Source organism: Corynebacterium sp. HMSC068G04, assembly GCF_001814885.1.
Lineage (GTDB): Bacteria > Actinomycetota > Actinomycetes > Mycobacteriales > Mycobacteriaceae > Corynebacterium > Corynebacterium hiratae.
Genome location: NZ_KV818322.1, coordinates 1 through 25954 on the forward strand (window position 1 = coordinate 1; position 25954 = coordinate 25954).

Sequence of the window (25954 nt, forward strand, 5' to 3'; positions counted from 1 at the left end):
AGGGTGTCCACTAAACGAGGGTAACCTCAGTAGCCCTCGGCCGCCGTTATGACGGGCCGGGGGCTAGCGCTGCAGGAAGGGGTCTTCAATCGGCGCTATCGCTCAACGTTCAACTTGGCACTCAACCGATCAATCCGAGCCCTTGTGCACTCGATGCCGCCATGTAGACTCCCACAATTGCCGCGATCCACAGCAACGTCACTTTCGCCTCATACTCCAGCCGACGGATGGCGCGCTCCAGACGAGGAAAAATAGCCGGCCCCGCTGCGCCTGCAATGGCAGCCATAAGAGTTGCCGGTAGGACCATGATGATGCAGTAACCCGCAATAAGCGCGACCTTGCCGCTAAACCCGAAAGACATAGACTGGATAATTCCCATTGCGCCCAGGTAAGGCAACATAGTCGCAGCCTCGACGACGGCAGCACCTAGCGCAAGCCCCACCATGCCGGTCGCACTCAGTGACGCGCCCCGTGCAAGGCGAGAAGCCCGACTCTTCGACACCTCGCCGTTGGCGGTCTGCGTGGCCGCGGGCTTTTTGGGGTTTGGCGAGAACACACCGAAGATGAAAAGCCCCGCGCCCAGAACAAGCGTCACCCACTGGAACCAATCAGTCTCGCTTACGCCAGAAAGCCTCGATACTGCCGCATCGAACCCTAATAGAAGCGCAATACCAAGGCAGCAGTAGGCCGTGGCGATCGTAGCGAGATAGGTGCCCAATAGGCCTAAACGTACTCGTCGCCAGATAACAATCAGTGCAATAGGAATGACAAGGGTTCCTGCACTCAAACTATCTACGAGTGCAAGGCCAGCAAGGGGAAGGAAGTCTGACATGGAATTCTCCAGTAGTCGGGTGTTTGCGGGGAGGTTGACCTTTGGCGTCACACGAGGCCTCAATCCCACTTCATACGTTCGTATTAATCGCGGGCTTGATACGATTGTACGAGGCGCAATGCGCGAGTGCAACTACACTTATGAATGGCTCATCGCATCTGAGCTACGCAAGATTGGAGCTCCATGTCCGTTGATCGCAACATACCCATCACCGGCACCGCCGCAGTGATCGCTGATGCTGCCATTCGAGTGATGGTCAGCCAGGGTCTCGATGCCCTGAGCGTGCGCAACGTCGCCACTGAGGCTGGCGTCGCGCCTGGGACTGTCCAGTACCAGATGGGTAAACGGGACGACATCATCGCGAAAGCTTTTGTCAGGTCGTTGCAGCGCCAGGAGTCGCGGGCCCTTACTCAAACCGATGCGACGGATTTTCACGCGGCGTTCCACGGTCGCCTGGCTGAACTCTTGCCAATTGGACCTGTCCAGCGCGAGGATTCCGCTGTGTGGGTCATAGTGGGAGCTGCTGCCTCGACGCGCGAATGGCTGGCTGACTTATACGACGCCGAGGTGACGAAGTTTCGGGCGCGCGTGGCTGAAGGTCTCGAAGCAGCGCAACGTTTCGGAAAGCTAGCCCGAGGACTGTCTCCTGAGCAAGGTGCTCGCCTCGTCACTGCGCTGGTCAACGGGCTGACGATCGACTACCTCAATGCTCCTGTGGACTCGGCGAAGCAGTTGTTGGCAGACCTTGCTTCGGGACTCGCGCTGATTGTAGAACCCGGTTCTCCTAAAGACTAGGACGGTACTAGGGCTGGAGGTGCAGCATGCCCCTTCATTCTCAGGAAGTCCTCCAACCCATGTCAGCGCGGAGGCACTGTGCCAGTCACCGGCGTGTGGATGTTAATCGACGGGTGAAAGCTCGAGTATCTCGCAAACGGCATCCATGTGTCCGGCGTGCCTGGATACTTCGGCCAGTAGGTGGGACAACACCCAGTCGACAGTGGGGTGCCTGCCGTCCTCGTCAGCTTGGGATGCAGGCTCTCCCGGTGGATACGTTGCAAGCAAAGACAAGGCATCTTCCCACTCCTGTCGAAGGGCATCGACGAAGGTCTCGACCGTGACCTCGGGATCCGCGTTCCAGTCTTCATGTGGAGAGTCGTCGGTCCACGGGACCGGAAGATCGGCGCCTACCACAACATTTGCGATCCAAAACCGGATGACGTACCGCTGATGGTTCAGAAGTCCCGCAACGGTCCAGCGACTACGGAGGGGAACGTGTGTCACGCCTGAGCGATCTACCTGAACGGCCATGTCGACGATCGAGTCGAGTTGGCGCTGGATCTGATCAGTCAGCTCGGAATAGGACTTTGGTGTGGTGGGCATGTGCAGGAGCCTGCATTCTTAGGACTCTGCAGTTAGACGCCGCACGGCTTCGCGGATGACCTCGGGACGCTTGCAGAAAGCAAAGCGCACCTTGTGCTGCCACGGTTCCGGGTTGTCCGTGAAGGCGGCCAGCGGGATGGCGGCTACGCCCTTCGTTTCGGGCAGCTGCATGCAGAAATCGATGCCGTTTAAACCGGTAGAGGAGATATCGGCAACCACGTAGTAGGTGCCGCCGGTGTCATGCACGTGGAATCCCAGCTGCTTGAGGCCCTCCACAAGGATGCTGCGGCACTCTGCAAGCTCAGACACCATGCCGTCCAGCCATTCCTGTTCATAGCGCAGTGCATGGGCCACGGCCGGCTGGAAGGGCGTGGTGGAGACGAAGGTGGTGAATTGCTTGGCTTTGATGACGCCGTCGAGAAGCTTTGGCTCCGCGATGGCCCAGCCGGTCTTCCACCCGGTGCAGTTGAAAGACTTGGCGGCAGATGACACCGTGACGGTGCGCTCAGCCATTCCCGGCAGGGAGGCGATGCTGACGTGGTCGGTGCCGAAGGTGAGGTTTTCGTAGACCTCGTCAGCTAATACGAGGAGGTTCTTTTCCACGCAGAGCTCGGCGAGCTCGGTGAGTGCTTCGCGGGAGAAGACCGAGCCGGTCGGGTTGTGCGGGGTGTTGATGATGACCATGGCGGTCTTGTCCGTGATGGCTGCGCGCACGGCATCGACGTCGATGTCCCAGCTGTTGCCGGATTCTTTCAAGGGGACGGGGATGCGGGTGGCGTCGGCAAGCGCGATGGCGGCGATGTAGGCGTCGTAGTAAGGCTCGAGGACAATGACTTCGTGTCTGGGCTCCACTAGGCCAAGCACCGTGGCGGTGATGGCCTCGGTGGCACCGGCGGTGACTACGACGTGATCCTGCGGCACGGAGTAGGTCTCCGCGATGGCGTCGACCAGGTCTGGGACCCCGCGTAGGGGAGCGTATTGGTTGTTGCCGCCGGCGATATTCTCCTGGGCAATCTCCAGCATGCGCTGCGGGCCGTCGCTATCGGGGAAACCCTGGCCAAGGTTCACCGCGTCATTCTCCACGGCAAGGGCGGTCATGGTGGCGAAGATGGTTTCGCCAAATTCTTGTAGTCTCTCAACAGTCATTTAGAGCACCAATAGATCGTATTTCGTAGCCTTCACATCGGTCAGACGCTTGCGTGCGCGCTCGAGGCGCTGCCACTGATCCTCCGGAATGGACTTGCGGGCAATCGTCACGGTTTCCGCATCCGGGGTGCCCCAGGCAATCGGCATGGGAGTGATCTGCTGCCAGTGGTCTTTATCGCTTGAGCTGCGCTGGCCGGAGACCGCGGCCACCGGGACCTTGGTGCCCACGGTGCGCTTAATACCCGGGATGTTGCTGACGGTGCGCAGGCACGCGCCCCACCGCGGCGGTGCCTTCGGGTCAACGTTGGTATTTACCAAAGCCATGAGGACCATGTCGCGCTCGTTGACCTCCGCGACGACCGCGGGGGCTAGCGGATAGGAGTCGTAGAGCTTCTGGGCCGAGCCAACCTTGCTCGAAGCCAAGACACCGATGACGGCGCAAAAGATGCCGAAGAGCGCCATACCGACCGCCAGCGTGATGCGCCAGACGGCGTCGATTCCAAAATAGACGGCAATCGCGCCGATAATAAGCACGAGGCCCATGACGAGGCCGGAGTTGCGCAGGCGTGAGGAATCACGCAGGAGCTCGTTGTTCTTCTTGGCAAAGTCTTCGTTGACTTCAAACTTGAAAATCTTCATCAGCTCACAAGTCTACTTCGTCCACCAGCCGGTAGGCATAACCTTGCTCGGCCAAAAAGCGCTGGCGGTGCATGGCGTATTCCGCGTCGATCGATTCGCGCGCCACGAGAGTGTAGAAGGTGGCCTCCTGCCCGTCCTTCTTCGGGCGCAGCAGGCGGCCCAAGCGCTGCGCCTCTTCCTGGCGGGAACCAAAGGTGCCGGAGACCTGGATGGCCAGGGCAGCCTCGGGAAGGTCGATGGAAAAATTCGCCACCTTGGACACCACGAGGGTGGCCAGCTCGCCCTCGCGGAATTGCTGGAAGAGCTTTTCGCGCTTGGCGGTGGAGGTCTTGCCGTCGATTACCGGTGCGTTGAGGTGCTCGCCGAGCTCCTCCAGCTGGTCCACGTAAGCGCCAATGATGAGTGCCTGCTGACCTTCATGTTTCTTCAGCAGCTTGTCGACGGCCCGCAGCTTCGCGCCTGCCGACGCCGCAATCCGGTAGCGCTCCCGCGCTTGTGCCGTGGCATAAAGCAGGCGTTCCTCCTGCGTCATGTCGACGCGCACCTCGACGCAGTCCGCGGTGGCGATATAGCCGGCGGATTCCAGCTCCTTCCACGGCGCGTCATAGCGCTTGGGCCCGATGAGCGAAAAGACATCGCCCTCGCGGCCATCCTCGCGGATGAGGGTGGCGGTCAGCCCCAAGCGGCGGCGCGATTGCAGGTCGGAGGTCATCCGGAAGACTGGGGCGGGCAAGAGGTGGACTTCGTCGTAGATAATAAGGCCCCAGTCATGGGAATCGAAGAGCTCGAGCGCCCGGTATTCACCTTTGGTCTTGCGCGTGACCACTTGGTAGGTAGCGATGGTAATCGGCTTGATTTCCTTCTTCTCACCCGAGTACTCGCCAATTTCCTCTGGCGTGAGGCTGGTGCGGCGCAGCAGCTCATCGCGCCACTGGCGCCCGGCCACGGTGTTGGTCACGAGGATGAGCGTGGTGGCCTGTGCTTTGGCCATGGCAGCAGCACCCACGATGGTTTTGCCCGCGCCACAGGGCAGGACCACGATGCCGGAGCCACCGGACCAGAAGGATTCGGCGGCATACTGCTGATAATCCCGAAGCTCCCAGTCCACCTCCTCCGTGCTCAGCGCGATGGGGTGGGATTCGCCGTCGACGTAGCCGGCGCGGTCATCGGCGGGCCAGCTGGCCTTGAGCAGCTCTTGTTTGAGCCGCCCGCGCGCGGAGGGCGGTACGGCGATGGTGTTGTCGTCAATGCGCGGGCCCAGCAGCTCGCTGACCTTCTTGGTGCGGGTGAGCTCCTCCAGGATGACGGGCTCGTCCGATTCGAGGATGAGACCGTGGGCTGGATGAGCCAGCAGGCGCACGCGGCCGTAGCGCGACATGGTCTCGGCGACGTCGATCAGCAGCGCCTGCGGCACTGGGAACCGGGAGTAATTCTCCAGAACGTCCACGACTTGCTCGGCATCGTGCCCGGCGGCGCGCGCATTCCACAGGGCTAGTGGGGTGATGCGGTAGGTGTGGATGTGCTCGGGCGCGCGCTCCAGCTCCGCAAAAGGCGCGAGTGCTGCGCGAGCCTCGTTGGCTTGCGGGTGATCCACCTCGAGGAGGACGGTCTTGTCCGATTGGACGATGAGTGGTCCGGGCATGATGAGGCCTTTCTACTCTGGGCGTCAGGGAAAGATTTAATCCCTGTCGGCAAAGCGGACGGAGGAAATGCGGTGAACTGGGAAGCGCACGGGTTTGCCCGCTGAGCCTAGGGCATCAATGTAGCCGCCTTCCACCGACAGTGGCTTCACGGTCACGGTGCGGAGATCGCCGCTCTTATCGGCATAGGAAATCACGATATCGGCGTGGGAGCGCGCGGCAGCGCGGGCGAGCGTGAGGGGATCCGGATCTTCTTCCTTGTTCGCACTCGGGTTCTGCGCTGATGTCCGCAAGGCCTGCACGGCTTCATCCACCGAGGCAGGCTCGCGCTTGCGGGGCTTAGTGCGTGGCGTGGGCAAAAGGTAAGGCTCGGGGGCGACGGCCAGGGAGGCGCCGGATTCATCCTCCGCAGTGGGGGAGAGGCCCTTAGCGCGCAGCTTCTCCAGCAGCTCGCCCACGCGCAGCTGAGATACCGCGACGGTGGGCGCGAGCAGGCGCAGACCGGCAACGGATGCGACGGCAAGCTCCAGGAGCGCGGGGTCCTCGCTGCGCAGATAGGACAGTGCTGGCCCGCTGCGGAGGGTGCCATGGCGCTTGGCGACGTCCCCGATGGCAAAGCCCAATGCCTGCGGCACGCCTGTCGGGGAGTGCGCTTCCAAAAAGTCGATCATTTCCTGCGCGGTGAGCCCCTGGTCCATGCCGCGGCGAATAGTGGCCTCACTGATGCGGTACACACTGGCTAGGCCTGGGGATTCGAGGTCCGCCAGGGAAGTCAGGGTGCGGTGTGTGCCTGGTTCAAGGGGGCCGGGAACGAGGACGGTGAGGTCTTGCTGGATGATGAATTCGCTGACCGTTTCGGGGACGAGTGTGGCGGCTGCGGCGGAATCACCCAGCACGCGGGTAGCCTTGCCCAGCGCTATAGCACCGATCCATTCGGCTTCGGCGCGCAGTTGCTCAATGGTCACCGTGCGCGTGTGGCTGGCAAAGAGTGGGGATCGAAAGCGCAACTCTTCCCAGAACTCATCGTCATTCAGCGCGACTGCGGAGTGTGCATAGACGCCGAGAACGAAAGCGCGGAAGCGCGGCAGGCGGCGCACGAGGCTATCCTCCGCGAGCACCCGGGTCTCAGCCCAGCTGGCCCAGGGGGAGGTACGCCAGGCGTCGAGAAGAATGCGCCACTTCTCCCCGAGGTCGGCCTCGAGCCAGTCCTGGGAGCCGGTGGTAGGCGCGAGGAAGTGGCCCTCTAAGCCATCCGGCTCACCCCGGTGGAGAAGCCTAGCGTGGTGGCCCAAGCAGATGAGCCGCGCGACCTCCTCCTTTTCCAGAGCGAGATCCTTGGCCAGCTGGTTGAGTGGGCGAACGCCGACCGAAGAATCCTTGAGCAGAGTTACCGGATGACTGCCGAGCAACTCGAGGAGCCTTTCCATGCCACGCACGGCTTCGAGGCCAGCTGCGGCACCGGCGTCGTCAGCCCTGGCATCCGGCTCCGGGGTGCCCGCGCGCCCCGAGGGGGTGGTGGGAATGGGCGGGGTGGTATCACCAGCCAGCAGGCGGGCGAGCGAGTGCGGCAAGCGCACAGAGTGCGCGTTGATACGCTCCAGAAAACCTTTGGCCAGCAGGCGCTTGGCGGGATCCTCGGAGTTGATGTCCGGCTCGGTGTCGGTGGTATAGCCCATGCCGTCGCTTTTGCTTAAAGCATCAAGGACTCGGCGCTCCTCGGGGGCAAGCGCGGCTAGATCCTTCTCATCGAACTCTACTTGGTTGCGCAACGACCAGCCGGTGGGAAGTGAGCCCATCACGGCGGTGACGATGCGCACCTGTGGGGCGTCACCAAAGACGAGACCGCGCTCCTTGAGCTGCTTCGTGATTGCAGGGTTGGTGTCTTCCACCATGGCTATTTCGCCGCCGCGTTGTGCGATGTCCTCCAAAGTAGCTAGTTGCTCGGCATTGCTTGCCGCTAAGGCATCCGCGACGTGCATCGGAAGTGTCAGGCGCGAGGCCAACGCATCAAAGTCCTTCGGTGCGGGTGAGAGAACATCACTGCGGTTGCTGAGCAGGGCGCGCAGGTCCTTGTCAGGCAACTGGCTGAGCCACTCGCGGTAGCTCTCGGTAACGCGGGCGCGGTGTGAAGGGGAGGTCATAATGGCCCTCAAGCTTAGTAGGCGGGGGAGGCATGGGGCCCTCGTTGGGTGAATAAGTTACTTTTTGCCGCGGGGTTTGGAATAATAAGGAGCATGTCGAACGAGAACAAAGGCTTCGTATCCCCGGCTTGGCCGAAGAACAGCCCCCGCGAGCACGCTATTACTGAACTTACTGCACCTTTTGCTGGTGCTTCCAGCCCGTACGGTGACGACCTGATTCTGCCGATGCCGGCAGAAAAGCTCAACTACGTTCACCCGTACACCCGCATCAACCGCTAAGTAGGCGCGCAGAAATCTGCGCTTCACTTAGCGGATACGTTGAGCCTTCCGGCTTGCTTTCAGCCCCTCCGAGAATGTTCTCCTCGGTGGGGCTATACGTGTTTGTAATGTACTTGCGCCTCAACTAGTTGGCACGGGCTTGGGCTTTAAGGCCGTCGAGCAGCGTATCGATGAGCTGGGCTTGTATACCTGATAGGTAGTCGGCGCTCACTGGTGTTCTGGGCAGCGGGCGGGTGATGAGACCGATGCCGATGTGAAGTTCGAGCGGGGTGAGGGACTCGGGGCAGAGACCTGCTTGTCGCGTGGGTTCGATAATCGGTTGGTAGATCGACTTCAGTTCAGCTTTGCGCTGGGTAGCGATCTCCTGCACGTCATCGTCTGAGAATGAGGCAGTATTCACCTCGGCTGCCGCTGCTTGAACAACCGCGGCGAAGTTAAGGCTGGCGATCCGATGAATAATATCGCGCCAGGTGCCTTCGGGATCCTCGTCGAAACCTTGTAGGTGGCTGTCCACCTCTTCTTTGATGTGTGCTACCTCCGCGCCGGTGACGGCATCGAGGAGGGAGAGCCGTTCGGGGAAGTGGCGTGAGACCGTGGCGACGCCCACGCCGGCTTTCTTGGCGATGGAGCGCATGGACACGCCCGGTCCCTCGCTGATGAGCAGCTGCCTGGCTGCTGCGACGATGGCTTGCTTGTTTTCTGCTGCGTCTTGTCTCACAGCTTGCATCATACCAAACGGAACACTATGCTCCACTTTGTAAGTGAAACACCCTGTTCCGTTTGGAGGTTGGAAGTGTCAGCGGTGAAAAGTCAGGAAGGAAAGCAGCCATCGGTTGCTGTGAAATCGATAGTTGCCATTGTGGGGATCCCCGTCGTCATCGGCCTTATGCTGTGGGCGTTTTTGGCGCCCACCTTTGCATCGGGTCCGGCTGGCGTTCCGGTTGCCATTTCGGCGCCGGAGCCCATGCTCGAAGGTATCTCGCAGAAGATTGAGAGTGCGGCGGGGGATGAGGCTCCGGAGATCGTCGTGAAGCACAGCGAGGCCGAGGTGCGCGACGCGGTGCTGCAGCGTGAAGCTGTTGGTGGACTGGTCATCTCCCCGCAGGGCGCGAGTGCGTTCACCGCTGCGGGAAATGGTGCTCCCTACGTGACGATGATTGATGGCCTCGCTGGCCAGCTTGAAGCACAAGGAATGTCCGTGGAGAAGCAGGAGCTGGCGCCGACGACTGCGGAGGACCCGCAGGCGAGCGGTATCGCACTGTTGGGCCTGCCGCTGGCCTTTGGCGGGATTATTTCCGCTGTCATTGCCACCTTTGCATTTCGTGGCAAGAAATGGGTCAAGCTGGGGGTGCTCGTTGGTATTGCGCTTTTCGGCGGGCTCGTTGCTACGTGGATGCTGCACTCCGTCTATGGAACCCTCGGTGGCAGCTTCGCTGCCGAGTGGATGGCTATCGCTGCGGGCATCCTTGCGACGTCTGCGGTGACTGCAGGCCTTGCGGGGGTGATGGGTGCCGCGGGTATTGGAATCGGTGCCGTGCTGACTATCTTCTTAGCGAACCCGCTGTCGGGTCTGGCAACCGGCCCGTGGCTGCTGCCTGCCGGGTGGTCGACGTTGGGGCAGTGGATGCCCATCGGCGCGACGGGTCACCTAGTCCGCTCGCTGTCCTTCTTTGATGGGCAAGGCTTCGGCCATGCGTGGTGGTCGCTGGGGCTGTGGATTGTTGTTGGTCTGGTGCTGTTGGTCTGTGACCGGTCACGAGCTAGGTGAAGAACCCAAACTGATTGAGAAGGGTTCTTCTCCATAGCGTTCGCTTTGGAAATGCAATCAGCCGGAATGCTCCTCCAGCCAATCCAGGGCGACATCAATTCCCGTCCAAGCAAGAGCGGTGGCGCCATCCGAAAGCGTCTGGTTAGCGACGTCTCCTACACATGCATCGGCGAAGGCCTCTTGGTGGTTCAAAACAGGATAAGAACCCACACCGATATAAGGGTGTATCGCCCTAGTTATATGGGAGACGTTAGCAAAATCAGTTGAGGCTTGACTCATTAATGTTTCAGGCCCATCTGTGCGTAAGTCGCGGCCAAGAAGAAGGGCGTTTTTCTCGTAGTACTCAAGGCCCGCTTCATCCGTAACGAAGTCGGAATATGGTTTCGACTCATCGATGATGGAGACTTCGCAGCCGGTAGCAAGAGCCCCAGCTTTGAAACAGTTAATAACCTTTTGAGATGTAGCCTCCAGTTCCTCCATCGTTGACGCTCGTACGTACCAGCGCCCTTGTGTGCGGTGAGGAATAGCGTTTGGAGCATCACCACCTTTAGTGACAATCCCGTGCACACGCACAGTTGGGGGTAGCTGCTGCCGCAGTAAACCAATGGCAACTTCTGAGATTGTGAAAGCATCGGCAGCGTTGACACCTTGGGTGGGGTAGGAAGCCGCATGTGAAGCATGCCCAGTAAAATTTACTTCCCAATGTAGAACGGCGAACGGCTTAGCCCTTACGACATCAACGGGGGCGGGGTGCGACATCATTGCAAAGTGCAGCCCATCGAAAGCGCCGCGGTCTAGCATCTCAACCTTCCCGCCCTTTCCTTCTTCTGCTGGAGTTCCGAAAATCTCTACTGAGAGATCCAGTTCTTCCGCGACCTCGGAAAGAGCGATACCAGCCCCGAGAGACATTGCAGCAATCAGATTATGGCCGCAGGCATGCCCAATACCTGGCAGTGCGTCGTATTCCGCCATGATCCCAATTCGCTTAGAACCCGAGCCTTTCACTGCATGAAATGATGTAGGGATTCCTACGTAATTCTCTTCAACATCAAAGCCGCGTGAACGTAAGAAGTTTGCACATCGTTTAGATGACTCAACCTCCTCCCAAGCGATCTCGGGATTTTCATGGAGCCATTCAGAAAGCTCGATGAGTGAATTCAATTCCTCGTGGACAGCTTCGCGCGCCTTCTCTTTATACTTATTCATCGCCAGGCACCCCATAGGAAGGAGCGGTGTGCGGTGATTTTCCGCGTGTCACGTAGTCATCGCGTTGGGGCATCCAAATTTCGAGTAGCTTCTCAAGTTCATTAATCGGCGCATCAGACCAGTCCACCCGCAGGTCAGTTTCTATCCACCCAGCGTCACGAACGACGCCTAAACCAGCAGACTGAACTGGGCCAGCTTCACCGCCGGCCTCCAGCCCAGCGATCATCGTTTCAAGCAAACGATACTCAAGTTCACCGCTAGTGCTTTCAAATCGGTTAAGCATCTCGTCGATAACCTTTTCCGACGCGAGCATATTTCCGGCGATTACGCAGTTATCGCCAACAACCTGGTTGTGCGTACCGAGCGTGTGGACTCCAGAGTGAGAGAAACCTGGACCCTTCGCCGGAAGAATTGTGATTTGCCGGTAATCCAGCGTGGAGTCATTCTCCTTGAGCCAGTCAAACGCCTCTTGAGCTGTACTGCCATTTTCGAGTCGCCCCAAAATCGCCGGACCGAACCGTGGGTCGGTGATGTTTTGGGAAGACACCGCACCGATCCCGCTACGAAGATTAAGGCAGCGAGCAGCGACGGCCGGTGAAGAGGACGAAACAGCTTGGCCAATGGCGCCTGAGCTGTCGCGAGCAATAATTGAAAAAGTCATAAGCCTTCCAATGATTGAGGAGCCGGAGGGCGGTGAGAAGCGTCGTCGCCCCCGCAGGGCTCAGAATGGTTATCGAAATCTAGTTGTTATCTAGAACGGCTGTCGCATCAATTTCGACGAGCCATTCCGGGCGAGCCAATGCATCAACTACAAGTCCTGTAGAAACGGGGTACACGCCCTTAAGCCACCTACCCATTACGTTGTAAACGGCTTCGCGGTAGCGAATGTCTGTCAGGTAGACGGTGACCTTTACGATGTTCTCGAGACTTCCGCCTGCTTCTTTCATAAGCATGTCGATGTTTGCCATTGCCTTTTCGGCCTGTGCCTCGACGTCACCGATGCCGACAGATTCGCGAGTGTCTAGATCCTGGCCAATCTGGCCACGGAGGAAGACAATGTTGTTAGCGACCACTGCTTGGCACAGATCATTGGAGAGATTTTGTTCTGGGTAAGTGTCCTTCGTGTTGAAAGGACGGATTCGCGTGAACTTCATGGTGAAGCCTTTCTGTAGTTGGGATGATGAAAGTGAGGGACTCAGTCTTCGGGGTGGCGGTAATCGCGGTAGTTGCGCTGAATGTTGATTTGATCTGCGACGAACTTAGCGTCATGCCAGCAGCCCCAAATAAATGACGAGCCACGACGTGACTGCCACGGCAGTCCGACGAAGTAAACACCGTGCGCAGAGGAGACTCCACGGTTGTGAATCGGAGTACCTTGGCTATCGACGGCGTTTTCTACGTTCAGCCAGTTGTAATCGCGCCCATATCCGGTGGCCCAAAGGATGCTATTCACCCCATTGGCCTTTAGCTCGAGTTCCTGTAGCGGATTTGCTACGCATTCAGGATCCGGGCCCAAAATGTGGGCCTCGGGTTCTTCAGGGAGATCTAGCCCGTTCTGTTCAATGAATGCGTCTGCCTCCCGAAGGAGGGAAAGATAGTTTTCGTCTCCCTCATGGATATTGCGTGCGAGGTCTGCAGCAAACTTCATGCGACCGTTCTCATATGGTCCAGCGCGCCCTACGAGCGTGATTCCTTTAGCCGCGAGATCTCGGAAATCCACGGTGTGACCGCCCTTAGCGCCAGTAACTGAGATGGTGACATGTTCAGCGCCTTCCGCTGGTGTTGCCATATCCCACTTATCTAAGACACCGAGCCAGTAGACAAAATCGCGGTTTCGATACCGTCGTGGAGGGCGATCATGAGGACCTACGGCAAGGTAGACCTCCCGGCCCGCGTCGCGGAGCTCGTCTGCAATCTGAACGCCGGAAGACCCAGCACCAACAACGAGTACCCCGCCTTCGGGAAGATCCCCTGGGTTGTGGTAGTCGGATGAGTGGATTTGGAAGATTTCTTCTTGTGGGACTACGGCAGGGATTACGGGGACCTGAAATGCTCCAGTGGCAGCAACGACAAAGTCACAGTCATAGGTGTCCTCGGAAGTCTCCACAATGAATCCGTGACCGCCATCCTTACGAGTCACTTTGGTGACGGTTACTCCCTCCTTGACCGGTAGGTCGAAAAGCTCGGTGTACTTCACCATGTAGTCAGCGACTTCTTCTTTAGGGACGAAGCGTTCTTGGTCTCCCTCGAACTTCAACCCTGGGAAACGATCGTGCCAAGCGGGGCCATTTGCAACGAGAGAATCCCATCGTTCCGAGCGCCAGCGAGAAGCGATTTTGTCACGCTCAAGGACGATGTGGTCGATCCCGTGGGAGCGAAGATGTTCGCTAGTTGCAATGCCAGCTTGGCCAGCGCCGATAATGACGACTTCCTTTTTGATGTGAGGCATACAAAACTCCAACTGTAGGAATACTGAGGCTGGACCACGGTCATAAAGGTAAAGTGCAGCACACTGTTCGGAAAGTGTGATCCAGATATCAATAGTCTGTTGTGGAGGAGCGGGTTAAGCAAGTACCTTCTACGTACAAAGTTCATCAATTATTCTGATGATAGGCATGACCTGTACTTTTGCGATGGGGAGTGCTGTTTTGGGTATTTGATGGGTGAAGGAGCAGATAGTGGCAAAGACTGAATCGGCGATAACGCTGACGCAAATGCGTTACTTCGTGCGGGTGGCTGAGCTGAGGTCGATGAGTGCAGCTGCAGATGAGCTTTTTGTAGCTCCGTCCGCTGTGTCAATGGCTATCTCGCAGCTTGAGCAGGCTGTTGGAAGTCAGCTTCTGGTGCGACGTCGTTCAAAGGGAGTTGCCCTTACGGATCAGGGGCGAATTTTCTATCCGCATTGCCTAAGGGTCCTAACGGGGGTTAAGGACGCGGTTGATAGTGTGCGGACGGGCACTTTGGGAGGACGGTTGACGGCTGGATGCTTTACGACTCTCGCGCAGTTTTGGATTCCGGATATCGTAGAAGGGATTCATGCGAGCCATCCAGGGGTGGATGTTGATATTCGGGAGTGTGATGCGGACCAGTTGGAGGAAGCATTGTCACAGCGGAAAATTGAGGCTGCGCTTGCATATGACTTCGATTATGGCCGAGAGATTGAATTTATCCCAATGGGCACTGCGCCCCTTTATGCAGTTTTTGGGGATGGCCACCGCTTTGCTCAGGCGGAAAAAGTGGAACTGCCTTCGTTGGAGTCTGATCCTCTAGTGCTATTGGACTTGGGGAAATCGTCGAACTATTTCTTGTCCGCGTTTCGTGAAGCGGGGGTTGAACCGCTGGTGAGTTATAGATTCGAAAGCTTTGAGATTGTTAGATCTATGGTTGCAAGGGGGTATGGGTATTCCGTGCTTAATCAGTCGCCGGTGCATGACCTGACCAACGAAGGGCTGCATTTGAATCGTGTGCCGATAGTTGGGGCGGGGGAAGGGCTTCGGGTAGGGGTAATTAAGCGAAGGGGGGAAAATCTGTCGCTGAGGGCGGAATTGTTTGTTGACACCGTGCGATTGTTGCTGCAGGAGCGTCGATAGTTGCACTACTAAGAGTTCGGAGGGCTAAGTGGTCCAGTGAGCCTCTAGGGCTATTTGGCGAAGGTGTATTAGGAAAAGTGAAGGGGGTATCAAAAAATACCGATAGACTAAACGTCGGAGTTACCATACTGTGATCCGCAATACGCGCCAGTGTAAGGTGCATCACGTTGAAAGTATGGCTGGCGTCTTGTCACTCAGAGTTTCAATTGTGGTGTCCAATATGAATCTGGCGGTAGGCTCACGCAAAGGATTGGACAATGACGAACTCAATAGATCAAAGAAAAGCTGCGTCACCTCAAGAGCTACGGCGCAACACCATTGCCGGTGCAATCGGTGTCCTCGTCCACTGGTTCGACTGGGCTGTTTATGCCTATCTGGCGACTACGATTTCCCACGTATTTTTTCCCTCCGACAATGAAACGGCCAGCCTTCTCTCTGTATTTGCGGTCTTCGCGGTTGCTTTCTTCGTTCGGCCTCTTGGCTCCGTGATTTTTGGCCATATTGGCGACACGGTCGGGCGAAAGAAAACCCTCTCATTTGTCATCATTACGATGGCTGTGGGAACCCTCATGATCGGACTGATTCCATCCCATGAAACTATCGGTATTTGGGCTCCGATCTTGTTGATTGTCGCCCGGGTGATTCAAGGTATCGCGGCTGGAGGAGAATTCGGTTCTGCCGCATCGTTCCTTTCTGAATACTCGCCGCGCGAAAAGCGTGGTTTTGGAACCTCGTGGATTGAATTTGGCTCTGTTATGGGATTCCTTTTGGCTTCTATTGTGGTGGCCGGAATGCACTTGACGCTTTCCGATGAAGCAATTATGGCTTGGGGATGGCGAGTTCCATTCTTGCTGACTGTCCCCCTCGCAGCAGTGGGCCTTTGGATCAGACTGAAAATTGAAGACACGCCAGAATTTCAAACCCTGCAAGAGGAGGATATTGTTCCTGAGGCTCCTCTGAAAGAGGTATTTCAGAAAAACTCCAAGCAGTTTTTTCAAACAATTGGTATAGAGATTTTCATGAACTGTACGTTCTATGTGGTCATGGTTTATCTCATCACTTACCAAGAGACAGTTGCAGGCATTGAACCTGGTGTGGCTTCCATTTTGTCTGCGGTCGCTTCGATTGTTGCCGCGGCTATGATTCCACTAGCTGGAATTTAGTCCGACAAAATCGGACGAAAACCGGTAATGTTCACCGCTGCAGCATTGCTTATTGTATTGGCGTTCCCAATGTTCTTGCTTATGAAGCAGGGGACTGCGCTGGCAGGGTTTATCGCTACCTTTGGGCTTGCGGCATCTCTTGCGCTTATTCTTGGTACCCATTCGGCAACTGTATCCGAGCTTTTCCCAACACGTACCCGGCAATCAGGGCTATCGATGGCTTATTCAATTGCGGGAGCATTCTTTGCCGGCACCCTTCCGTACCTGAATACGTGGCTCATCGATGTCACTGGCAACGACCTGATTCCGGCATACACGCTAATTGTGGTCGCGATAATTGGCGTGATTACTCTGCTTACAATTCCAGAGACGAAGGGTAGTGACCTCTTACACGAATCGGACCTGGCTGGCGCAAAGAGGAATAAAAAAGAGGCTCTTCTAGGGGAATAAACTGTCAATAATGCATCTCGCCCCCTAGGCGGGTGCGATTATACTTCGGGTAGAAGATTGCCACGATTGCAGGGTGACAGCATTTACGCACCCTGCAATTATGGCGTTGGAAGAAAGGTATTCGTTGGGTATTTCCTTTCGACAGCTCGAGTACTTTGACGCCGTCGCTGAAACTGGCAGTGTGACTGCGGCTGCTTCAAAACTATTTGTCTCACAATCGGCGATTTCGAGCGCAATCGGAGAGCTAGAGTCAAGCCTTAATGTCTCTTTGTTTATACGTCATCCTCGTGGGTTGTCTTTAAGTGCGGATGGTCTCGTAATTCTGAGACATGCAAAGGCTGCACTCGGTGTTGTCAGTGAAATCCAAAATGTTGCACGCCACTTGGGGCAGGAGATCTCGGGGTCTATTCGTCTCGGCTGCTATTCAACAATCGCGCCGCGTCTAGTTCCTCCTCTTGTAGAACTTTTGGAATCGAAGTATCCAGAATTGCGGTTATCCTTTGAGACCGGAGATCGTTCCAAGCTAATCGATGGCCTGCGGCGCGGAAACTTCGATGTCATCGTGATTTACGATTATAGTTTTGAGCAGGGGCTGAATGAAGTTGGAACGATTACTCAGCTAACGGCGGTTAAACCGTATGCCTTACTGCCTTCTGAACACCCTCTGGCAGGTTCCCCTTCTGTTTGGTTGGAGCAGTTGGTCGAGGACCGATTTATCCTTTTCGAATTGAAGCCAGCAGCACAGTATTTTCTGTCCTTGTTCGAGAAAGTCAAGTTAAAGCCAAAAGTTTGGTTTCGGACCGGAAGCAATGAAGTTATTCGAGGCATGGTAGCCCGCGGCCTGGGGTATTCTTTATTGACTCAATATTCGGAACACAGCTTTTCGCATGACGGGAATGCTTATGTTCAAAAGCAGCTTTCGAATGATTTTGAGGCGCTGCCTATCGTAGCGGTCACTTTGAAAGGGGGAGAAGAGCGGGCGAAAGTCGATGTATTTCTTTCGCTGCTTAAGGAACTCTATTGAGGGTTCAAATCCCAATAATATGGGGTTCTGACTTTCATTGTTTGCCAATTTTGCGGTGCATGAACGGACTAGGTGTGACTCTAAAAGTGCGGTGGAAATCTTTTTCTCTCGCTGGAAAATATAGAAAATTGGCCACCAAAGTAGCTTCTTATTCTGTATCAGGAGTCTAAGAAACTTCGCTGAATTGATATGCCTTAGCTAGGTAACTTTGCTCGAGGAAGGGCCGGATTAGCTGGGGTCTATTCCAAACGGGGTAATACAAGAAGCGGGCGCCATTTGGCGCCCGCTTCAAAGAAAACTGACCCCCTTGTAGGGGGTGATTCCGTCCTTGGAACGAGTAAACGGAGGGGGTCTGTTCACTTCCTGTTGAAGCGGCCCCTCTATCTGTGTGCCGTGCTTGCACGGCGCGGCGCGCTGCTTAGCGTGCAGCCAAAACCTGTGCCACCGGGTCGATGACGTGGCGGTTAGCGGAGTAGAAGGCGTTGAAGTCGTGGCGGTTGGCCTTGTACTGCTCGGTGAAGGAAGCCGGGACGGTCAGGCCGTACTGGGTGGCGGTGTCCTCGATGAGGGTGTAGAGAGCGTCAACAGCCAGCTCGTCGGTGGGCTCCTCGGCAGCTTCCTGGACAGCCTTCGGTGCCTCAGCCGGTGCCTGCGGCGCGGTCTCTTCCTTTACCTGAGTAGCGGCCGGTGCCGGGGTAGCGTTCACGTTGCGCGGAGTCGGTGCGGAGTTCAGGCCCAGGCTAGCGGAGCAAGCCGGCCATGCGCCCCAGCCCTGCTGTGCCAGGGTGCGCTCAGCAACAGCGATCTGCTGCTCGCGGGTGGCCTGGTTGGCGGTTGGAGCGAACTCGCCGCCGCCGAAGGCCTGCCAGGTCTGAGCGCTGAACTGCAGGCCGCCGTGGTAGCCGTTGCCGGTGTTGATGGCCCAGTTGCCGCCGGACTCGCACTGTGCGAGGCGGTCCCAATCGGAATCCGGTGCAGCGGCAGCGTTCGGAGCCATGATGGCTGCGGCAGCGCCCACGGCAACGGTGGAAGCGGCAAACTTGGTGGCGATGGACTTGTTCTTAGCGGAGTGGCGTCCCATTAAAGTATTCCTTCTCTAGGTTGTTCTTGCTTTCTCGCGCCCAGATGATGCCCAGTCCGGCATGTAGTTTTGCAATTGATGTTCACGTTCATGCACATCATGTATGGCCGCCGTGTGGAAGCCCGGACTGTGTCTGGGGCGAGACTTCCACGACCGGCGGCCGAAGTGCCTGTGGGAAAGAGTAGCGGTTTATAACGAATCAGTCACGTTAAATGGCTCAAAACGATAACGGAAGCGGGGATTCCCCTACGTTTCCCCTGTTCGTGACGGGTGTGTTAGCTATGTCACACCTGTAACGGGTGTGGTGGTTGAGGCGATACCTATTCTTGGTTTCTTTGGTGGGGTGCGTGGAGGTTAAGATGTATCTCTTTATAAGTTCCACGGATAGTTCCTCCGCGCGGCAGCTTAAGTCACAACCACGCTTCGCCGCGCCTCCTTATCCCGGTATGCCGGTGCCTATCGGCAGGCAGGTGATACGGCCTAAGCTTTGGTAGAGGAGAGACGGAAAGAAAGTGAGTGAAGAACCATGCCTATCGGCAAAGTGAAGTGGTATGACGCGGACAAGGGCTTCGGCTTTGTCAGCAATCCCGGCGATGAAGACGTCTATGTTGGCCGTAACGTGCTGCCCAAGGGCGTTGATGAGCTGTACCAGGGCCAGCGCATCGAGTTCGATTTCGCCGCTGGTCGCCGTGGCCCGCAGGCGCTGCGCGTGAAGGTCCTTGATGCTCCGCGCCGCCGCACCCCGGCCCGCAAGCCGGAGGAGCTGTCGAGCATGCTTTCCGACGTCATGACGCTCCTCGAAACCCAAGTGCAGCCGGTGCTCAGCCAGGGTCGCTACCCGGAGCGCAAGACTGGTCGCCAGGTGGCGGAGATTCTGCGTGCTATTGCAAAGGATCTGGATAGCTAGGGGCCTACATTCTTAGGCCGATGACTGAAAAGTGCCCGACCTGCCAAAAGTACAGCTGATTTTGCAATGATCAGCCGTAAATTTGGCAGGTCGGGCACTTTGTCGATTGTAGCGGCGCGCGCTACATCGCGCGCCGCGGCGCGGCTACTTCTCCTCAGGAGCCTCTGCTGGAGATTCGGCGTCACCGGTGGCCTTGGATTCCTTGAGCTCTTCGTCGGTCATGGTGGATAGTGACCACACCGTGTGCATCGGGGTCTCTTCACCATTGGCATCGTGGCCAATCATGAGGGTGGAGATTTCCACGACCATCAGCTGCGGGCGCTCGCCGGTGGAAGCCTCAATCGGCGCGACGGAGCCGGGGATTTCGAGCGAGGTGGTTTCGTTGGCGCCGTGCGCAGTGCTGTCGTTGGCGGCTGGGTCATCGTAAATGGAGAGAACCGACCACTCGTGGTTATAGATGGCTTCGGGGATCTCCAGCTTCAGGGTGTCATCGGGCCCCACCGTGAGGTTGGGAACCTCGCCCTCCTCGCAGTCGGCGCCGGGCTCGCAGACGCTATAGGGCGCAACCTCCATCGTTTCATCACCCACCGTGGCCGTGATGGTGACGTCCTGCGGGTCGGGGCCCGGGCGGTCATTCCACCACTTCTGAAACATCACCACCGCCACGACGATCACCGCCACGGCGATAATGAGCGCCAGAAACTGCAGCAGTGACTTCTTCCTTGCTTGCTTCACGGTAGCCATGGGTGAGAATCCTACTCGAAGCGCACCCTGTACAGCTCATCCCAGAGCTTGCCGGTGATCCAGAACTCGTCGGTGCCCGGGATATGGGCGATGCCGTTGAGGACGGCGTTGGGATCGGCAGACGGGACATGGTTGAGGTTCGCGGTGTCAATCACCGCGGTGACCTCGCCGGTTGCGGGGTCGATGCGCAGGATGTCCTCGCTCATCCACACGTTGGCATAGACTGCGCCATCGACGCACTCTAGTTCGTTGAGGTTATCCACCGGCGAACCGTTGAGAGTGACCTCGGTGCGCGGGCCGAGCTCCTCAAAAGTCTGTGGGTCCAGGTGGCGCAGTGTGGCGGAGCCATCGGACATGATGAGCTCAGAGCCAGCGTTGCACAGGCCCCAGCCTTCGCCGTCATAGGTTGCGCGGTCGAGTTCGTTGAAGGTCTCGGCATCTCGCAGGAAGGCTGTGCCGGACTTCCACGTCAGCTGCCAGATACCGGTCTCGGTCTGCGTGATGCCCTCGCCGAAGAACGAGTCTTCGAGCGCGACCTCTTTCAGCGGGGCTAGCTCGCCCGGCTGGACGCGCATAAGGCGCGATTCGCCCTTCAGCCCGGTGCCGATGAGCAGGTGTCCGTCAGCGTCGACCTCGAGGCCCTGGGTAAAGGTGTCCGCTGGCAAGGGTGCGGTGTCCAGGACGGTGACGCCGAGGCGCTCTGGGGAGCGTGCGCTTGGCGACGTCCCATCGCTACCCGCCGCTGTCGCCGTCGATGAGGATGCGCGCTCGTCTACAGCTTGGGAGGAACAGGAGGCCAGCGGTGCGAGCAGTACAGCGGCAGATAAAGCCGTGGCGAGCGCGCGGGCGGCGCGGGGGAAGTGTGGGAAGGCCATGACAGTCATTGTGCACGATGCTCGGGCGTGTGATTAATAATGGGAGGGTGACTCGCAAGAAAAAGATGCATTCCCCGCTTCTCGATTCGACGGCTGTCGACCTGGCGCGCCGGGCCGTGGAGGAGGTAGGAGAGGGGGACGTCGGTAAGCACCGGGGCGTTGCGGGTGTGGGCCGCAACGTGGCCACCCACCGTTTTGAGGCCCACGTTCCGGGATACCCGGGATGGGAGTGGCATGCCGTCGTCGCCTGCGCTGAAGGTTCCCGCACGCCGACCGTGAACGAGGTTGCGCTCGTCCCCGGCGGCCAGGCCCTTCAGGCACCGGAATGGGTTCCTTATTCCGAGCGCCTGCGCCCAGGAGACCTTGGCCCTGGCGACCTCATGCCGCCCGCGCCCGATGACGACAGGCTGGAGGAAGGGAAGCTCTCCGAGATCGGCCTCAAGGGGGCCAAGGAACGCTGGCGCAAGAAGTACGGCCCGAATTCGGATATGGCATCCCAAGCCCAGCTGCAGTGCAAAACGTGTGCTTTTTATCTAGAGCTGGTGCCTAATTATGGCGTCTGTGCTAATGAATACTCGGCGGATGGAAAAGTGGTGCACGCCACCTATGGGTGTGGTGCGCACTCCGGCACGACCATTCGTGAAGAGGGATCGGAGCAGGAGCGCCCCTTCGATGACGAGAGACCTATCTACTAAATCGTGGTCTTCTCCCCGCACGCAGCAGCGATGCCGCGTGCGGGTTTTGCTTTTTAGTGCCTCGATGGAGCACCCTTAGCAGGTAAAACTTCATTTCTCTAGATAGAAGGGGCGCTCTCTCACGATGAACGCAGCTATCGATCGCTATTTCAAGATTTCCGAACGCGGATCCACCGTAGGAACCGAGGTCCGCGCCGGCGTGGTCTCGTTCTTCGCGATGGCCTACATCATTCTCCTCAACCCTCTCATCCTGGGTACCTCCGCCGACTCCGCCGGCACCACCCTGGGCATCCCGCAGGTCGCCGCTGCCACCGCGCTGGTGGCCGGTGTTATGACCATCGCCTTCGGCATGATTGCTCGCTACCCGTTCGCCATGGCTGCGGGCTTGGGCATGAATACCTTCGTGGCCGTGACTATGGTTTCCCTCAACGGCCTGGAATGGCGCGAGGCCATGGGCCTCGTCGTCATTGAAGGCATCATCATCGTCCTACTGGCCATCTCTGGCTTCCGCCAGGCGGTCTTTGACGCCATCCCGGCCTCCATGAAAGCCGCGATGGGCGTGGGTATTGGTATGTTCATCGCGCTCATCGGTTTCGTGGATGGTCACTTTGTTACCCGCGTGCCGGATGCTGCGATGACTACTGTTCCGGTGAGCCTGGGCGTGAACGGCTCGATCGCTACGTGGCCGGCCTTCGTCTTCGTCGTGGGCCTGATCCTCTCCGCCTTCTTCGTCATCCGTCGAGTACGCGGCGGCCTGTTCATCGGCATCGTCATCACCACCATCATCGCCATGATCATTCAGGCACTGACCGATTCCGAGGACTGGGGCATGGCCACCCCGGAGGTGCCCAGCTCACTGGGTGGTCTGCCGGATCTCTCGATTGTGGGCCAGGTTGATCCGATCGGCGCCTTCACCAAGCTGGGCGTGGTCTCCACCGTCTTGCTCATTTTCACCCTGCTGCTCACCAACTTCTTCGATGCCATGGGCACCATGAACGGCTTGGGCAAGCAGGCCAACCTTGTGGACGAGAAGGGCAACCTTCCGGAGATGAAGACGGCCCTGGTGGTGGAAGGCTTTGGTGCCGTTGCTGGTGGTGCCGGTTCAGTGTCCTCCAACACCGTGTTCGCGGACTCAGCGGCTGGTATCGGTGACGGTGCCCGCACCGGCCTGGCTAACGTTGTCACCGGCATCATCTTCCTGCTAGCGATGTTCCTCACCCCGCTCTACGAGATTGTGCCCATTGAGGCCGCAGCCCCCGTACTCGTTATCGTCGGTGTGATGATGGCGTCACAGCTCAAGGACATCGAGTGGAACCGCATGGAGGAGGCCATCCCGGCCTTCCTCACCATCGTGGTCATGCCTTTCACCTACTCCATCGCCAACGGTATTGGCGTGGGCTTCATCGCTTATGCACTGATGGCCACCTTCGCCGGCAAGGCCAAGAAGGTGCACTGGATCATGTGGCTCGTGGCCGCTCTCTTCGTGGTCTACTTCGCCATGGAGCCCATCAGCTCGCTGTTGGCATAGCCCGCCTAAGGGGAGCAGCTGGCCCTGCGCCTAGACTAGGGCCCATGCGTTTTGTCATCGATGACCCCACAGACCCTCGCCTGGACGATATCCGCGATCTCAAGCACGCGGATAAGTCCGGCGAGGGTTTCGTCTTTGGTGAGGGCCCACTGTGCGTGGAGCGCCTGCTGGCCTCCCGCTTCCCGGTGCGCTGTATCATCGGCTTTGAGGCGAAGCTCGACACCTTCCTGGCGAACCACGATGTCCGGGATATCCCCGTCTACCAAGTAACCCGGCAGACTTTGGGGGAGGTCACGGGCTTCGATATGCACCGCGGGCTGGTTGCGGCGGCGGACCGGGCGGAGGCCTGGACCGTGGACGAGGTCCTCGAAGGTGCGCGCACTCTGGCCATCATGGAGGGCGTGGGGGACCATGAGAACATTGGCTCGCTCTTCCGCAACGCCGCCGGGATGGATGTCGACGGCATCCTTTTAGGTTCGGGTGCCGCAGATCCGCTGTACCGCCGCTCGGTGCGCGTGTCCATGGGTCACGTTCTGCGCTTGCCCTGGGCGCGTTTCGACGGTGGTTTTACCACCTGGCAGCGCGGGCTGGAGAAGCTGCGCGAGCAGGGCTTCCGGCTGGTGTCGCTGACCCCGCATCCGGATGCCGTGCACATTGCTGATGCGTTAGAGGGCGCGGACAAGGTAGCGCTCCTGGTCGGTGCGGAGGGGCCAGGATTGACCGAGCACGCCATGCGTGCGACCGATGTGCGCGCCCGCATTCCCATGGCCGAGGGCACGGATTCCCTTAATGTGGCGACGTCGGCGGCCATCGCCTTCTACGAGCGCCAGCGCTCCCAGAGGTTCCGCGAGGTCGATACCGCGTAGCGCCGCACCAAGCCGCCGAGGTGCTTGGCCGTGCGGATGATCTCCTCACCGGTGGATTCCGGCTCGAGGTCGTACTCTTCGTAGTCGTCATAGTCATTGAGCCCCAGCTTCGACACTGAGGTGGTGGCTACCTCGGCCACGCTGCGGCGCGGCGGGGGAGTATCGACCTTGGGCTCGGGGCGCCCGTCGGTGGCATAGCCTACGACGTCCACGTCGGGGCCGTCCTTACCTACTTCGATGCCCAGCCAGAATTCCTGGGCCGCCTCGGTGATATTGAGTGGCTCAAAGGGAAGGGAAATCCCACCCACCGGCTCATCCATCTCCCCAGCCCAGAAAGGGGCCTCGAAGGTTTCGGGCAGGCCATGGTCCTCGTAGAGGTTAAAACGCGTCCCGCACAGCGACCGGCGCAGGCGGCTGCCCGTCCAGTGGGCGAACCCGGCATAGCCAGTCTCCGGATTGGAGGCGAAGGCGTAGATTTCCGTGGCGGGCACGGCCTCGCGCAAGGTCCGGGACAGCTGGGAGAGAGTCAGCTGATCGTCGTGGATGATGGTTTGCACCACGGTCACACCGGGATAGCCGCCCACATAGAACTCGCTCGCGCCGGGCTCGGCGGAACGGTTGAGGGGGAATTGCCCAATGGGAGTCACCGGCAGTGCGGGATTGAGTTGAGCGAGGAACTTGCGGCCGAAGCCGCGGTCGGCCTTAGGCTCACCGCGGAGGACCTCGGCGGGGTCGGCGGCGGTGACGTACCAGAGAGTGAGAACGGCGCTTTGCGTATCCACGGCAGGCTACTCGCGGGGGCGCTTAGTGGAGGAACGAACGCCGAGCAACACATCCTCCCAGTGCGGGGTGACGGCCTTGCGGCGGCGTTTGGTGGGCTTAGGTTCCGGATCCGGGTTCTGGAGGAAATCCTCGTCTACTCCCGTCTCCTTCTCCTCCGCCTCCTGTGGGGACGCTTCATTAGTGGGGGCCGCGTCCTCATCGCTGGCGGCCTCGGCCGGGTGCTCTCCACCGTGCGGGGATGGGAGCACGGAGGGCTCAGCATATCCGTCGGTATCTTCTCGGTCGCCGGCGTTGTCGACGCCGGCGTAGGAAGACAGTTCCGTCACGCCGGGGGTACCAGCGCGCGCGTCCTCGTTGACTTCTCGGTCGTCGGCGTAGTCACGCCCATCGATGGCTTCGTCATAGCGCTCACCGCGGCCCACGGAGGTCAGCGAACGTACCGGCTGTACGAAGTCTGGGTCCGTCAGGTCAGCGGCGACGGAATTGCGTGCCTCCACTGTGGCTGGCGAGGACATCGTCTGCTTGAAGGTCCACTCCGCCTCGTTGGCGGACAGCCCGGTCTTCCACGTGATGCGGAGGATCCACGGCTCGCCCTGGTGGCGGTAGGCATCCCACGTGGCCTCCGACAGCGAGTGCCCGCGCGCGGCGAAAGCAGTGGCCAGAATCTCCCACAGGGTGAGCTTGGCCGGGCCATCCTCGCGGATGGGGTGCGCTTGCTTGGCGACGTCCGCGATGCGCGCCCGCTCCAAGAGCACCGGGTGCGCGAAAGGCTCGATGCGGGATTCCGGAACGTCGAGTTCCTCGGCGATCTCCGCGGCAGAAGCGCCGGCACGAATCCGGGCCTGAATTTCGTTGGGGCGCAGGCGGATTTCTTGTGCCTGCGGGGCGGGCTGGCTCTGCGGGGATGAAGGCGATCCTCCCGAGGGGGGCATGACGGTGCGCAGCCCCGTGGAGCGTTCTTGCTGTGTGGAGGCGGGGGAGGAGTCGCCTGCAACCTCGTCGGTGCTTTCTGTGTCCTGCTCAGCGCTCTCGTTCTCGGAAGTGGGCTCAGCGGAATCGGCGGGAGCGAGAAGCTCGCGAAGCTCGTCGGTGACCTCGAGGAAGAACTCCTCACCATCCTCGGCCCGGAGGACGAGCGAGGTGTCAGTTGAGTCGCTGGGTGCGAGGAAAATCTCGCGCATGGTGGGCGCTCCTTAGCCTGGTAGCGGACATGTGAT

General features: G+C 58.8%; 27 protein-coding genes. 11 read left to right on the plus strand and 16 right to left on the minus strand.

Annotation, left to right across the window (positions count from 1 at the left end; translation table 11 throughout):
* Positions 1–121: 121 nt before the first annotated feature.
* Positions 122–832 carry a GAP family protein gene (locus HMPREF2993_RS05925; protein WP_046647278.1) on the minus strand — a complete coding sequence of 237 codons (711 nt, stop codon included), beginning with the start codon at positions 830–832 and terminating at the stop codon, positions 122–124.
* Positions 833–1015: 183 nt separating this feature from the next.
* Between HMPREF2993_RS05925 and HMPREF2993_RS05930 the strand changes: the two genes are divergently transcribed.
* Positions 1016–1627, plus strand: a complete 612-nt coding sequence (locus HMPREF2993_RS05930) for a TetR/AcrR family transcriptional regulator (RefSeq protein ID WP_070701500.1) — start codon at positions 1016–1018, stop codon at positions 1625–1627.
* Positions 1628–1729: 102 nt separating this feature from the next.
* On the opposite strand, the gene HMPREF2993_RS05935 is transcribed toward HMPREF2993_RS05930, so the two are convergent.
* From HMPREF2993_RS05935 to HMPREF2993_RS05955, 5 genes are read right to left on the minus strand one after another with little or no spacing between them, the layout of a single operon-like run.
* Positions 1730–2212, minus strand: a complete 483-nt coding sequence (locus HMPREF2993_RS05935) for a mycothiol transferase (RefSeq protein ID WP_070701502.1) — start codon at positions 2210–2212, stop codon at positions 1730–1732.
* Between the two features lie 18 nt (positions 2213–2230).
* Positions 2231–3358, minus strand: a complete 1128-nt coding sequence (locus tag HMPREF2993_RS05940; RefSeq protein WP_070510507.1) for an aminotransferase class I/II-fold pyridoxal phosphate-dependent enzyme — start codon at positions 3356–3358, stop codon at positions 2231–2233.
* Positions 3359–3997 carry a DUF3239 domain-containing protein gene (locus tag HMPREF2993_RS05945; protein WP_049154135.1) on the minus strand — a complete coding sequence of 213 codons (639 nt, stop codon included), beginning with the start codon at positions 3995–3997 and terminating at the stop codon, positions 3359–3361.
* A 4-nt stretch (positions 3998–4001) separates the two neighbouring features.
* On the minus strand, positions 4002–5639 hold the full coding sequence (locus HMPREF2993_RS05950) for a DNA repair helicase XPB (protein ID WP_070701504.1): 1638 nt from the start codon (positions 5637–5639) through the stop codon (positions 4002–4004).
* 36 nt (positions 5640–5675) lie between these two features.
* Positions 5676–7778, minus strand: coding sequence for a helicase-associated domain-containing protein (locus tag HMPREF2993_RS05955; RefSeq protein WP_070701506.1), 2103 nt, complete (start codon positions 7776–7778; stop codon positions 5676–5678).
* A 93-nt stretch (positions 7779–7871) separates the two neighbouring features.
* On the opposite strand from HMPREF2993_RS05955, the gene HMPREF2993_RS05960 reads away from it, so the two are divergent.
* Positions 7872–8057 (plus strand): hypothetical protein, encoded by a 186-nt coding sequence (locus HMPREF2993_RS05960; protein WP_010187772.1) that lies wholly within the window; start codon positions 7872–7874, stop codon positions 8055–8057.
* Between the two features lie 124 nt (positions 8058–8181).
* Here the strand turns inward: HMPREF2993_RS05960 and HMPREF2993_RS05965 are convergent, their stop codons facing one another.
* Positions 8182–8784, minus strand: a complete 603-nt coding sequence (locus HMPREF2993_RS05965; RefSeq protein WP_246821846.1) for a TetR/AcrR family transcriptional regulator — start codon at positions 8782–8784, stop codon at positions 8182–8184.
* 111 nt (positions 8785–8895) lie between these two features.
* Between HMPREF2993_RS05965 and HMPREF2993_RS05970 the strand changes: the two genes are divergently transcribed.
* Positions 8896–9825 carry an ABC transporter permease gene (locus HMPREF2993_RS05970; RefSeq protein ID WP_246822373.1) on the plus strand — a complete coding sequence of 310 codons (930 nt, stop codon included), beginning with the start codon at positions 8896–8898 and terminating at the stop codon, positions 9823–9825.
* Between the two features lie 57 nt (positions 9826–9882).
* Here HMPREF2993_RS05970 and HMPREF2993_RS05975 read toward each other — a convergent pair whose 3' ends face one another.
* The 4 genes from HMPREF2993_RS05975 to HMPREF2993_RS05990 form a co-directional block, all read right to left on the minus strand.
* Positions 9883–11031, minus strand: a complete 1149-nt coding sequence (locus tag HMPREF2993_RS05975) for a M20 family metallopeptidase (RefSeq protein ID WP_070701509.1) — start codon at positions 11029–11031, stop codon at positions 9883–9885.
* Positions 11024–11692 carry a DUF1028 domain-containing protein gene (locus tag HMPREF2993_RS05980; RefSeq protein ID WP_070679528.1) on the minus strand — a complete coding sequence of 223 codons (669 nt, stop codon included), beginning with the start codon at positions 11690–11692 and terminating at the stop codon, positions 11024–11026. Before HMPREF2993_RS05980 ends, HMPREF2993_RS05975 begins: the two co-directional genes overlap by 8 nt.
* A 79-nt stretch (positions 11693–11771) precedes the next feature.
* Positions 11772–12185, minus strand: a complete 414-nt coding sequence (locus tag HMPREF2993_RS05985) for a RidA family protein (RefSeq protein WP_070679525.1) — start codon at positions 12183–12185, stop codon at positions 11772–11774.
* 41 nt (positions 12186–12226) lie between these two features.
* Complete coding sequence (locus HMPREF2993_RS05990) at positions 12227–13480, minus strand: flavin-containing monooxygenase (protein WP_070679522.1); 1254 nt, start codon at positions 13478–13480, stop codon at positions 12227–12229.
* Between the two features lie 229 nt (positions 13481–13709).
* On the opposite strand from HMPREF2993_RS05990, the gene HMPREF2993_RS05995 reads away from it, so the two are divergent.
* The 4 genes from HMPREF2993_RS05995 (at position 13710) to HMPREF2993_RS13120 (ending at position 17258) form a co-directional block, all read left to right on the plus strand.
* The gene (locus tag HMPREF2993_RS05995; RefSeq protein WP_070679520.1) at positions 13710–14621 is read left to right on the plus strand and encodes a LysR family transcriptional regulator; all 912 of its coding nucleotides are present in this window, start codon (positions 13710–13712) and stop codon (positions 14619–14621) included.
* A 257-nt stretch (positions 14622–14878) separates the two neighbouring features.
* Positions 14879–15784: an MFS transporter gene (locus HMPREF2993_RS06000; RefSeq protein WP_246822375.1), complete on the plus strand. Its 906-nt coding sequence runs from the start codon at positions 14879–14881 to the stop codon at positions 15782–15784.
* A gap of 9 nt (positions 15785–15793) precedes the next feature.
* Positions 15794–16234, plus strand: a complete 441-nt coding sequence (locus HMPREF2993_RS13855; protein ID WP_256380870.1) for an MFS transporter — start codon at positions 15794–15796, stop codon at positions 16232–16234.
* A 100-nt stretch (positions 16235–16334) separates the two neighbouring features.
* Complete coding sequence (locus HMPREF2993_RS13120) at positions 16335–17258, plus strand: LysR family transcriptional regulator (RefSeq protein ID WP_083318710.1); 924 nt, start codon at positions 16335–16337, stop codon at positions 17256–17258.
* Between the two features lie 418 nt (positions 17259–17676).
* Here the strand turns inward: HMPREF2993_RS13120 and HMPREF2993_RS06010 are convergent, their stop codons facing one another.
* Entirely contained in the window at positions 17677–18339 is a 663-nt protein-coding gene (locus HMPREF2993_RS06010) for a resuscitation-promoting factor Rpf1 domain-containing protein (RefSeq protein ID WP_070546139.1), read from the minus strand.
* Between the two features lie 526 nt (positions 18340–18865).
* On the opposite strand from HMPREF2993_RS06010, the gene HMPREF2993_RS06015 reads away from it, so the two are divergent.
* Positions 18866–19246 carry a cold-shock protein gene (locus HMPREF2993_RS06015; protein ID WP_070517013.1) on the plus strand — a complete coding sequence of 127 codons (381 nt, stop codon included), beginning with the start codon at positions 18866–18868 and terminating at the stop codon, positions 19244–19246.
* Between the two features lie 144 nt (positions 19247–19390).
* Here HMPREF2993_RS06015 and HMPREF2993_RS06020 read toward each other — a convergent pair whose 3' ends face one another.
* Positions 19391–19990, minus strand: a complete 600-nt coding sequence (locus HMPREF2993_RS06020; protein WP_070545055.1) for a DUF2771 domain-containing protein — start codon at positions 19988–19990, stop codon at positions 19391–19393.
* 11 nt (positions 19991–20001) lie between these two features.
* The gene (locus tag HMPREF2993_RS06025) at positions 20002–20874 is read right to left on the minus strand and encodes a glutaminyl-peptide cyclotransferase (protein WP_070517017.1); all 873 of its coding nucleotides are present in this window, start codon (positions 20872–20874) and stop codon (positions 20002–20004) included.
* A gap of 56 nt (positions 20875–20930) precedes the next feature.
* Between HMPREF2993_RS06025 and HMPREF2993_RS06030 the strand changes: the two genes are divergently transcribed.
* The 3 genes from HMPREF2993_RS06030 (at position 20931) to HMPREF2993_RS06040 (ending at position 23954) form a co-directional block, all read left to right on the plus strand.
* Entirely contained in the window at positions 20931–21560 is a 630-nt protein-coding gene (locus tag HMPREF2993_RS06030; protein ID WP_246822381.1) for a DUF3027 domain-containing protein, read from the plus strand.
* A 124-nt stretch (positions 21561–21684) separates the two neighbouring features.
* Complete coding sequence (locus HMPREF2993_RS06035; RefSeq protein ID WP_070701515.1) at positions 21685–23088, plus strand: NCS2 family permease; 1404 nt, start codon at positions 21685–21687, stop codon at positions 23086–23088.
* A gap of 44 nt (positions 23089–23132) precedes the next feature.
* The gene (locus HMPREF2993_RS06040) at positions 23133–23954 is read left to right on the plus strand and encodes a TrmH family RNA methyltransferase (RefSeq protein WP_070701516.1); all 822 of its coding nucleotides are present in this window, start codon (positions 23133–23135) and stop codon (positions 23952–23954) included.
* On the opposite strand, the gene HMPREF2993_RS06045 is transcribed toward HMPREF2993_RS06040, so the two are convergent.
* Both HMPREF2993_RS06045 and sepH read right to left on the minus strand, forming a co-directional pair.
* Positions 23906–24736: a DUF6928 family protein gene (locus HMPREF2993_RS06045; RefSeq protein ID WP_070679505.1), complete on the minus strand. Its 831-nt coding sequence runs from the start codon at positions 24734–24736 to the stop codon at positions 23906–23908. The genes HMPREF2993_RS06040 and HMPREF2993_RS06045 overlap by 49 nt on opposite strands.
* A gap of 6 nt (positions 24737–24742) precedes the next feature.
* The gene (gene sepH, locus HMPREF2993_RS06050) at positions 24743–25918 is read right to left on the minus strand and encodes a septation protein SepH (protein ID WP_070701518.1); all 1176 of its coding nucleotides are present in this window, start codon (positions 25916–25918) and stop codon (positions 24743–24745) included.
* Between the last annotated feature and the right edge of the window lie 36 nt (positions 25919–25954).